Annotated in this window: 6 protein-coding genes and 1 pseudogene; all 7 read left to right on the top strand. The window is 45.4% G+C overall.

The window, feature by feature from the left end:
- Positions 1 to 422, top strand: a pseudogene (locus QZ327_RS10205) (capsule biosynthesis protein); the annotation flags it as partial.
- 9 nt (positions 423 to 431) lie between these two features.
- Positions 432 to 1,547, top strand: a complete 1,116-nt coding sequence (locus QZ327_RS10200; protein WP_294618945.1) for a chain-length determining protein — start codon at positions 432 to 434, stop codon at positions 1,545 to 1,547.
- Between the two features lie 345 nt (positions 1,548 to 1,892).
- The gene (locus QZ327_RS10195) at positions 1,893 to 3,026 is read left to right on the top strand and encodes a site-specific integrase (protein ID WP_294618944.1); all 1,134 of its coding nucleotides are present in this window, start codon (positions 1,893 to 1,895) and stop codon (positions 3,024 to 3,026) included.
- 122 nt (positions 3,027 to 3,148) lie between these two features.
- Entirely contained in the window at positions 3,149 to 3,919 is a 771-nt protein-coding gene (locus QZ327_RS10190; protein WP_294618943.1) for a hypothetical protein, read from the top strand.
- A gap of 175 nt (positions 3,920 to 4,094) precedes the next feature.
- Positions 4,095 to 4,496, top strand: coding sequence for a helix-turn-helix domain-containing protein (locus QZ327_RS10185; protein ID WP_294618942.1), 402 nt, complete (start codon positions 4,095 to 4,097; stop codon positions 4,494 to 4,496).
- Positions 4,474 to 5,580 carry an AAA family ATPase gene (locus QZ327_RS10180; RefSeq protein ID WP_294618941.1) on the top strand — a complete coding sequence of 369 codons (1,107 nt, stop codon included), beginning with the start codon at positions 4,474 to 4,476 and terminating at the stop codon, positions 5,578 to 5,580. Before QZ327_RS10185 ends, QZ327_RS10180 begins: the two co-directional genes overlap by 23 nt.
- Positions 5,581 to 5,685: 105 nt before the next feature.
- Positions 5,686 to 6,573, top strand: a complete 888-nt coding sequence (locus QZ327_RS10175) for a toprim domain-containing protein (RefSeq protein WP_294618940.1) — start codon at positions 5,686 to 5,688, stop codon at positions 6,571 to 6,573.
- The last annotated feature ends 8 nt before the right edge of the window (positions 6,574 to 6,581 follow it).

Below are 6,581 nucleotides of genomic sequence, written 5' to 3'. Positions count from 1 at the left end.
TTACCGTGGGTATTGACCTGGAGCGTGCCCTGGCGCATCCGGGCGGCACTTCCGATATCGTGCTCCGCGAGGGTGACGTGGTGTCCATCCCCAAAAGCAGCAATACCGTGACCATCGACGGTGCCGTGATGGTTCCCAACCGTGTCTCTTACATGGAAGGCAAGAATGTGGATTATTACCTGAACCAGGCGGGCGGTTACTCGGAGAATGCGAAGAAGGGCAAGAAATTCATCGTTTACATGAACGGCCAGGTGACTAAGGTGAAGGGCAGTGGCAGGAAACAGGTTGAGCCGGGGTGTGAGATTATCGTGCCATCGAAGTCAAAGAAGCGCAGTAATATGGGCGAGATACTGACTTACGCCACCTCTTTCAGTTCTTTGGGTATGATGATTGCCTCTCTTGCAAATTTGATAAAGAAATAAGAAGCAGATATGACGACCGAACAACATAATCGTGATATGGAGCCATTGAATCCGAATACTGATGAGATGGAAATAGATTTGCTGGATATTGTCCGTAAGATAATCGGTATCCGTAAGACTCTGTATAAAGCTGCCGTGGCAGGTGCGGTGATAGGGCTTATTGTCGGATTCAGCATCCCCAGGAAATATACGGTGACGGTGACCTTGTCTCCGGAGATGGGTGATTCGAAAGGAAATGGTGGTTTGGCCGGTCTTGCCGCCTCCTTCCTGGGCAGTGGTGCTTCCATGGGTACCGACGGCTCGGATGCTCTGAATGCCGCGCTTTCTTCGGATATTGTATCTTCGACCCCCTTTCTGCTGGATTTGTTGGATATGCAGGTTCCTTCGCCGGATAAAGACGGGGAAGAGACGGATTTTTCTACTTATCTGGACAATCAGTCTTCGCCGTGGTGGAGTTATGTCTTGGGAATGCCCGGTATGATTATCGGCGGTATCAGGGATTTGTTATCTTCCGATAAGGAACCGGCTGCCGAAAAAAGTGGATTGATAGTCCTGACGCAAGAAGAGAGTGACAAAATCGAATCGCTCAAGAAGAATATATCGGCTGCAATGGACAAGAAGACGGCTATCACGAATATCTCCGTCACTTTGCAAGACCCTAAAGTGACTGCCGTCGTTGCCGATTCGGTTGTCCGCAAGTTGCAGGAATGCATTATCGGCTATCGTACTTCGAAGGCAAAGGATGATTGTGCTTATTTGGAGAAGTTGTATAAAGACCGCCAACAGGAATATTATAATGCTCAGAAAAAATATGCAGATTATGTGGACACGCACGATAATCTGATTCTTCAGAGTGTCCGTGCCGAGCAGGAACGTTTGCAGAATGATATGAGTCTGGCTTATCAGGTATATAGTCAGGTAGCCAACCAGTTGCAGATGGCGCGGGCTAAGGTACAGGAGGAAAAACCAGTTTTTGCGGTGGTGGAACCTGCTGTTGTGCCTTTGCGCCCTTCGGGCATGGGGAAGAAGATGTATATCTTGGCTTTTATGTTCCTGGCAGTATTTGCAACGATGGGATGGATGTTGTTGGGTAAGGATTTGCTGCATCGTTTGAGGAACTTTTAATTGAAAAATAAAGGATAATAGTGTTGTCTGAAAAGTGGTAGACTCTTTAAAACATACTACAACCAAAGGTATTTTTTGGAGTTGCATCGAACGCTTCTCTGTTCAAGGAGTACAGTTTTTGGTTATTATCTTATAGATGTGTGTAAAATGAAAACAAGATACAGGAAAATATAAACAAACGCACTTTATTTCAGTTGTTTATGTGGTTGTTGTTTCTTTCCGTTGTTTTCAGTAATTTCTCTATTTTAGCTCTTTTTTGGTGCATTTTTGTTTCTTGTTTGTTTCTCAATATCGATAATTATTCGTATATTTGCCATATAGAATAACAGACGAAAAAATTCAATTATGCCACGAGTAAAAAAGCCAACGAAGGTCAAAGAACCAATACGTCTTCGGACAAAAAAATTGTCCGATGGGAGCAAGAGTTTGTATTTGGATATTTACCGTAACGGTAAGCGGACATACGAATATCTTAAGATGTATCTTATTCCGGAAACGGACCGCAATGCCCGTCTTCAGAATGAAGTAACAATGACTGCTGCGAATGCCATTAAGTCAAAACGTATCATCGAATTGACCAGTGGCGAAGCCGGTATTGTGAATCATCGGGATAAGATCTATCTGCTGGATTGGATGGATACTTACAAGGAGTTTCAGGAAAAACGCAACAGAAAAAAGTGCGTTGCTCACATCAAAACGGTTGTCCGTCTCTTGAAAGAGTATGCGGGGGAAAAGGTTATATTGGATCAGATAGATGTGGCTTTTTGCCAAGGGTACGTTGATTATGTGATGACGAGCTATCGCCCCAAGGGAAAACCGATAGCAGCTTCTACACAACATACTTATTACATGGTTTTCACTGGGGCATTGAATGCTGCTGTCCGAGCCAAACGCCTGCAGAGGAATCCGTTCAATGAAATGGATAAATCGGAGAAGCCTAAGATGCCGGAAAGTGTGCGCTCGTATATGACCATTGACGAAGTACGAGCTTTGATAGCAACTCCTATAAAAAATGAAATGGTGAAGAATGCCTACCTGTTCTCCTGTTTTTGTGGTCTGCGAATAAGCGATATTATCGGATTAAAATGGAAGGATGTATTTGTGGACAGAGGACAATACCGTCTTGCGTTATCCATGCAGAAAACCAAAGAGCCGATTTATCTCCCTCTTTCTCCTGAAGCATTGAAGTGGATGCCTGAACGTGGTGACAAGACAGAGAGTGATCCGGTGTTCAAATTACCTATGGCTATTAATGCGCGTCTCAAGCCGTGGGCTAAAGCAGCTGGTATTACCAAACAGTTCACCTTTCACACGGCCCGGCACACATTTGCTACAATGATGCTGACGCTTGGCGCGGATCTCTATACTGTATCGAAACTGCTCGGGCATGCGGACGTGAGAATGACACAAGTATATGCTAAAATTGTCAATGAGAAAAAGGATGAAGCGGTAAATCTTACAAACGGCTTATTCGATTGATAATGTAATGGGCATCAGGTCAAATACGCAGATGTTTGCCAGGGGTGTTCCGATTGGAACAATCCCTTGGCAATATATAATAAACACAATTTTAAAATATTCAACAATGAAAAGACCTGACAATGGCCTTCTCTCTTTTTGGAGGGAACGAGCACTTGCATCATATTGATGCAGAACAGGATGTTGCGAAAGAACTTTTCGCGTTGCTCACAGAAGCAAGAACTCTTTATTTACGTGATGTCGTGGCGAACGGTAAATTGTACTTTCGTTACGCAGAAGATTTCGTAAGCAGCCACCGGTTTATTGATTGTGACCGGGTGGTCTGCCGGAATTGCCATGAAATGAACATCCACATCGTAAAAGGATTGCTAAATGATCGCATCCACCTTGTCCGAGAGCTTTTTGCCGCAGAGGATTTCTCGTTTGAGAAATGTATGGAATTGAAACGGATGTATGACACATCTGCCTCTCCGCCAATCGTATCTCGTGGCAACAATCATCAGGAAGTGCCACCGCTTTCTTTTGGCTGCAATTTTACTCGCAAACAGATGATAGGTATTACGGCTTGTGCCGATACTTATCATCTGTTTTGCGTTTCTCCCCTCTGTGTTGAAGACATGGAAGCCCTTTTTGCTTGCGAAGAAGGTTTCCAACTTCGTGTGAATAATATCCGTTATGTGGCCATCTTGTTCGATGCGCTTTTGGAACACTCGCTCATCCGCTCCAAATGGCAGGCGGTTCTCGGTGGCAGACAGTTGCTGCAAACCAAGGACGGAAACGGATTTGTTTCGGCATCGAGTTTGTCGTCCGCGCTGTCGGCCATGCGGAGTAATATGACATCGGCAGCTTATGGCATCAGGCGAGCTGTAAGCGAACTAAAAGAATGGCAATAAGTGCCAAAAAGTGAAGTATGTGAAAGGTAAAAGCGTGATAGTTTCCGTGATACGTGGTTACTGTCATGCTGTAAATTCCTGTCACGCAGTTTACTTGTCCTACCTTTGGCTTCCGTTAGCGCGCTATAGAACGGAAGTGATGCTTCCATTGTCTAATTTACATTAAAAATTCATTATGCAAAACAGTAATAGATTGACATTCATGGAGCGGTTGAGTGAACGACTCACCGGTGTAGAGGCTGTTCTGAAAAAATTAGATCCGATAGAGAGCCTGTTGGAGCGTATCGCTCTGTTGGAGAAAACCATCTATACCACCAAACGGGTATTTACCTTTCAGGAGGCTTGTATGTATATCGGCATCTCCGAGAGTATGTTATACAAACTGACATCCAGTAAAGAGATTCCGCATTACAAGCCACGTGGGAAAATGGTCTATTTTGCCAAGGAGGAACTGGACGAATGGCTTTTGCAGAATTACGAACCGACCGTAGACGAAGCGGTACGTATGGCGAACGAAGCAGCTAAGACACAACCATTCTTTAATCAAAGACGCTATGGAAGACGAAAGAAGGACTGAATGCAACGCGGATATGGGACCGGAAGAACATCGCTTATCATACATTCTATCCGCTTCGCAGATCCGGGCAACGGACACTTACGAGACACCGCCGCAAATTATTTGGATAGACAACTCGACTATTGCCACACTCGGCAACTTCAGTGCATCTACCGGCAAGGCGAAATCCAAGAAAACGTTCAATGTTTCAGCCATCGTTGCTGCATCGTTGGCGGGAAAGCAGGTGTTGAATTACCGGGCGCACCTGCCTGAAGGTAAACAAAAGATACTGTATGTGGACACTGAACAGAGTCGCTTCCATTGCCACAATGTATTGGAACGTATTTTAAGACTTGCCGGATTGCCTACTACTGCCGATAGTGAGAACCTTGATTTCATCTGTTTGCGGGAGTATTCCCCATCGGTACGAATTGATGTCATAGATTATGCCCTGCGTCAGAACAATGGCTATGGCTTGGTTATTATTGACGGCATCCGTGACCTGATGCTCGATATCAACAGCACCGGCGAGTCGGTAGAAGTCATCAATAAGATGATGGAATGGTCATCGAAATACAATTTGCACATCCATTGTGTGCTGCATTTGAACAAAGGTGACAATAATGTACGTGGGCATATCGGTACGGAAATGAGCAACAAGGCAGAGACGGTGCTGGTCATCAGCAAGAATGCCGAGTCTCCCAGCATCAGTGAAGTGCATGCATTGCATATTCGTGAGAAGGAGTTCAAACCGTTTGCATTTACCGTTAATGAAGGTGGCCTTCCGGTTATAGCCGAAGATTATCACTTCTGCGAAACTCCCAAACAAAAGCTGAAACAGCGGGTGGGATTCATGGAGCTGACTATTGAACAACATCGCGAAGCACTCTCAGCCGCATTTGGCGACAAGCCCATCCGCGGGTTTGAAAATATGCTGCAAGCCATGATGACCTCTTATGCAGCAATCGGATTCAAGCGCGGACGGAATGTGATGGTCAAACTATTGGTGCATCTGACCGACACGCTCAAGCTGGTTGTTAAACGGGACAAACTGTTTTATTACGATACGACTCCCGCAGAAGCGAGGCTTTTTGATGAAGAATGAGGGCGGGCGCGGGTATATATGATTCAGTTTAATTTAGTATAGATATATATAGGAGAATAAACCAAACTAAACTGGTTTTGTGGAAACAAGTGAAAAGAAACAGACATGACCATATCAGAAGCAAAACAAGTGCGCATAGTGGATTTTTTGGCCAGGCTCGGCCACCATGCACAGTATGTAAAATCGGGTCAACATTGGTTCCTCTCGCCCTTGCGGAAGGAGATGACGCCATCGTTCAAGGTCAATGACAGGCTGAACGAATGGTATGATTTTGGCGAGGCGACCGGAGGTGACCTTGTGGAATTGGGCAAGTATCTTTATCAGACGGATAGCGTGAGCGAAGTGCTTGCGTGCATTGAACGGTATGTTAATTGCGCTCCGTTGCCAAGAATCCGTGTGCCGACAGTTCCGGCCAAGGCAATAGAGTCCGACATGAAGGATTTGATAGTCGTACCATTGCGGAATTATGCACTATTGTCGTATCTTCATTCGCGGATGATTGATGCGGATATCGGACGGATGTTCTGTCGGGAGGTGCACTATGAGTTGCGCAATCGTCGTTATTTCGCATTGGCGTTTGCCAATATCTCCGGTGGGTACGAGGTGCGCAATCCTTATTATAAAGGGTGTATCAAGGGAAAGGATATCTCTCTGATAAAACAGTCTCACGATATGTTGCAGAGCCGGGTCTGTTTATTTGAGGGTTTCATGGATTTCTTGTCCTATCTAACACTTAAACAGTGTGATGATGATGTTGTCTGCCTTGACGTACCCTGTGATTATCTCGTAATGAACTCAGTCGGTAATCTGAAAAAGACGTTGGCGCGCCTGCAAGAATATGCGCACATCCACTGTTATCTCGACAATGACCTTGCCGGGAGGAAAACAGTGGAAACCATTGCCGGGATGTACGGCCGGAAAGTCAGTGACGAAGCGGGCCGCTATGCCGACTATAAAGACTTGAATGATTACTTGCGCGGAAAGAGACGCTGACTGTCATC

Source organism: uncultured Bacteroides sp., from assembly GCF_910578895.1.
GTDB lineage: Bacteria > Bacteroidota > Bacteroidia > Bacteroidales > Bacteroidaceae > Bacteroides.
This window is presented reverse-complemented; position numbering and strand designations above follow the sequence as displayed.